Source organism: Accumulibacter sp. (assembly GCF_016789985.1).
Lineage (GTDB): Bacteria > Pseudomonadota > Gammaproteobacteria > Burkholderiales > Rhodocyclaceae > Accumulibacter.
Map to the genome: position 1 here is coordinate 1 of NZ_JAEUOL010000106.1, position 3,174 is coordinate 3,174.

Here is a 3,174-nt window from a genome sequence, read left to right on the forward strand (position 1 = left end):
GGAGCAACGCACGCGGCGGCTGATGGCGGCTGCAGTGGCCGCCTCCGCACGGGGCTTCCCAGAACCGGTGCTGCGTCACCCATAGCCGCAAGCCTGGGGCGTTCGAATCGGCCAACCGCACTTCGATTTCGTCGTAGCCCCCGTAGGCTTGACTCACCGGTTCGGCTGCGAAGGGCTCGTCACAGGCCGCGCATCGCTCCGGCCAATGATCGAGCACGGCGTCGACGGTCAGCTTCTGGGTTCGGCCAAACCCGGGCGCGCCCGGCTGCCGACCCGGGCGACGCGCCGCAGGGGTCGCCGCGCCGGGAGGCGCTTTTGCCAGCGCAGCGCCGTCGTCGCTCGCCTCAAGCGCCTCTCCGTTCGTTGGCCACGGTCGTCGGCGGATCCGCAGGCGCACGGTCCGTCGGCGGATCACGCTCCGCGGCCCCACGGGGTTGGCGATAGACCGAATCGCTTCCGGGCGGACGCGAACTGTTGCGGGAGTCTTGGTTCAATCGGTCCCGCGCCTCCTTGAGGTCAGCCAGCAGGCGCTCCGCCAACCGCCGCAACGCCTCTTCCTCAAGCCGCGATAGAGCATCGCGGTCGAGTTGGCGAAGATCGTGGTCGGTCAGATGCATGGCACGACGGGCTGGGCTGTGGGCAACGGCGCTCAGTCTAATGCAACCCATGCTCAGTTCCCAAAAATCGCAGGTGGTTTCTCAGCTTACATCGGTAAGCTGTTGAGAAAAAAAATGGGGCCGATTGTCTGATCGCCCACGACGGCATGCGCACCGCCGCGCAGCGGTCACGAGCTCCGTCGTTCGTCCGCAGGCACGGCCGCGGCGGCGGCTGGCCAATCGGCGGGGAGGGGGAGTGAACGGTTACACTTCAACGGATGCCGCGCGCGGCCGGAATCTTGAGAAGCCTGGCGGTTTTGAGGAGACCTTCGTCGAGGGTCAGAACCTTGTCTGCCCCCTGGTTCCTGGCAATGGCCAGATGCAGGGCATCGCCGCCGCGCAAGCCTGAGTCGAATTGGGCGAGCAAGGTTCTGGCCAGGTCGTAGTCGACTGCGCTTGGTAGCCAGACCTGACAAGATTCCTGAACCAGCACCTCGAACTCCGCGATGACCGCTTCTGCCGTCTGGGTACTGAAGTGTTTCATCCGCACTTCCCGGGCCACCAAACTGCAAAACTCGACGCGCGTCCATTGGCTGACTGCCAGACTGCCGGCCGCTTGTTTCGCCAGGAAGGCCTCGACCTGGAGACTCGCGTCCTCATTCAACACCAAAGGGGCGACGAAACTGGTGTCCAGGTAGAGCATCTCAGCGCTCTTCGTCGCGCAGGCTGCGAATCAAGGTCGCGGAAGGCTGCTCAAGACGTGGCAACTGGGCGCGAAACTGCGCGCGCGAGGCAAGCTGAACTTTCGTCTTTTCAACCCCGCACAGGCGAACGATAGGTTGCCCGTGTCGGGTAATGACCACTTCTTCGCCTCCGGCGACCTGGGTAACGAGTTCGCTAAAATGGGCTTTGGCTTCCGCCAGACTGACTGTACGCATGACCCTCTCCTGGTTGGTCATAAAACTGGTCAAATCATACGACGGCGGATGCCACTTGCAAAGCGGCCAGGAGTAGACACCCCGCACGTTGGCGCGGTGCCGAGACTCGGTGCTTGCTACTGGGAGAACGACACGATATCGTCGGGGTCGCGCGCTCGATAAGCAGCATCAGCCGAAAACGATCGCGCGAAGCCAGCCTGACCTGGTCGCCAAAACGAATAGTCATTGCAGCGTCCGTGCGGATCGGCTCATCCGCCGCGCCTCGGCGTCGATGGCCCGGTCCACCTGGGCGGCCCGCCGGGTCCGCACCATGGCCCGCCCGAGGCCTGCCGCCAGCAAATAGGCCACCACTTCCGGAACGAAGAGCACCATGCCGATATCGCCGCCGAGAATAGCCCGGTCAGGAACACTGCCGACAGCAGCACGAAATCCCAGGGGCGGACCAGTGAGGGCGCATCGGTGCGCGCGTAGTTGATCCTTCACCGTAGTGCCTTGAGCACCTGTCGTTCCGGGCACCTGGCGTCCCGGGTGTTTTGTTGTCGATAGCGGCGCGGCCCATGGCTTGACCATGGTGCCGGCCCCGCCCTCGCGCTCGACGTGGGGCTGGGGTGGTGCGCCCGGGCATCGTCCGCCCCGAGCGGCGATGCCATGGACGGTGGCCCGACCACCGGTGCCTTGAGCACCTCGCTGCCGGCGCTCGCACGATGTTGCGACCGCCTTGGTCCTTCCCCTCTCTCGCGCCTCTTTCAGGCCACGAATGACGCCGACTCCGCGGAGCCGGCGTTTCGAGTTCCTTCCCGTCGCACTCACGCACTGACCTCGGTCAGCCGTGGGCTGCCCACTCCGGTGCGGCGGCACGGCCCGCGTGAACGGCATTGCGCGTCCGTCGCGGAACGAGCGTTGCCAGTCAGGCCGGCGATGGGGAACGAGTTCGCGGTGCCGCTCGGGCACCGGTCCGGAGGTCACGCCTCCGGGGTTGCCCCGGGTTCCTCGAGAACCTGGTTCGCTCCGGCGAACGCCACATTGCGCCCGACGCATGCTGGCCGGCGATCACTTTTACGCCCCTCAGCGCCGCCCTCGCTCCGGCGATGACGGCAAACACTGGCCTGGCATCGGCGCCCGGAACCCTCCGATGCACGAACACCCAGGTTCCACCAAATCGACGAATGGAAAGAAGGAAAGATGCCATGGACAAGCAACGCAACGGACGGAACAACCGCTCCACCCCGCCACACGGCCGGCGCCGTGGGCAGGCGCGCATCTACGAGCAACCCGCGCTGGACGACATGCCCTTGAATCCCAAGCGCAGCGGCTACGTGCTGCAGCTGATCCTGCAGGAGTAGAACTGGCAGCACAGCAGCAAACCCAATGGGGTGACCTCGGTGAGCTGGATGTTCATCTGCACCAGAGCCTTCTGCATGCGCTGCACCCAACTCGCCTGCTCGGTCAGCAGCACCTCGCGCTGACGGGCCACGGCACGGATGACACAAACGTCGGCCGACGGACGAAACGCCGCACGCAACAACCCGTGACTCATCAGCTTCTGCAGCCATTGGCAATCCTGCACGTCGCTCTTGCGCCCCGGCACGTATTTGACCTGCCGCGCATCAACCAGCCAGACCTTCAGGCCGCGCTGCTCC

5 protein-coding genes and 1 pseudogene are annotated in these 3,174 nt (G+C 65.3%); 1 reads left to right on the forward strand and 5 read right to left on the reverse strand.

The genetic code is table 11. The features are described 5' to 3' along the window. Nucleotides 1-344: 344 nt before the first annotated feature. From JNK99_RS17635 to JNK99_RS06320, 4 genes are all read right to left on the reverse strand, one after another. Nucleotides 345-668: a DUF6444 domain-containing protein gene (locus JNK99_RS17635; protein ID WP_366518718.1), complete on the reverse strand. Its 324-nt coding sequence runs from the start codon at nt 666-668 to the stop codon at nt 345-347. Nucleotides 669-867: 199 nt separating this feature from the next. After that, entirely contained in the window at nt 868-1,299 is a 432-nt protein-coding gene (locus JNK99_RS06310; protein ID WP_291850254.1) for a type II toxin-antitoxin system VapC family toxin, read from the reverse strand. A gap of 1 nt (nt 1,300) precedes the next feature. Continuing rightward, nucleotides 1,301-1,534 (reverse strand): type II toxin-antitoxin system prevent-host-death family antitoxin, encoded by a 234-nt coding sequence (locus JNK99_RS06315; protein WP_291850257.1) that lies wholly within the window; start codon nt 1,532-1,534, stop codon nt 1,301-1,303. 222 nt (nt 1,535-1,756) lie between these two features. Next, entirely contained in the window at nt 1,757-2,017 is a 261-nt protein-coding gene (locus JNK99_RS06320) for a hypothetical protein (RefSeq protein ID WP_291850259.1), read from the reverse strand. 704 nt (nt 2,018-2,721) lie between these two features. Between JNK99_RS06320 and JNK99_RS06325 the strand changes: the two genes are divergently transcribed. Then, complete coding sequence (locus tag JNK99_RS06325) at nt 2,722-2,877, forward strand: hypothetical protein (RefSeq protein ID WP_291850262.1); 156 nt, start codon at nt 2,722-2,724, stop codon at nt 2,875-2,877. A 32-nt stretch (nt 2,878-2,909) separates the two neighbouring features. Here JNK99_RS06325 and JNK99_RS06330 read toward each other — a convergent pair. After that, nucleotides 2,910-3,174: pseudogene (locus tag JNK99_RS06330) on the reverse strand (transposase); the annotation flags it as partial.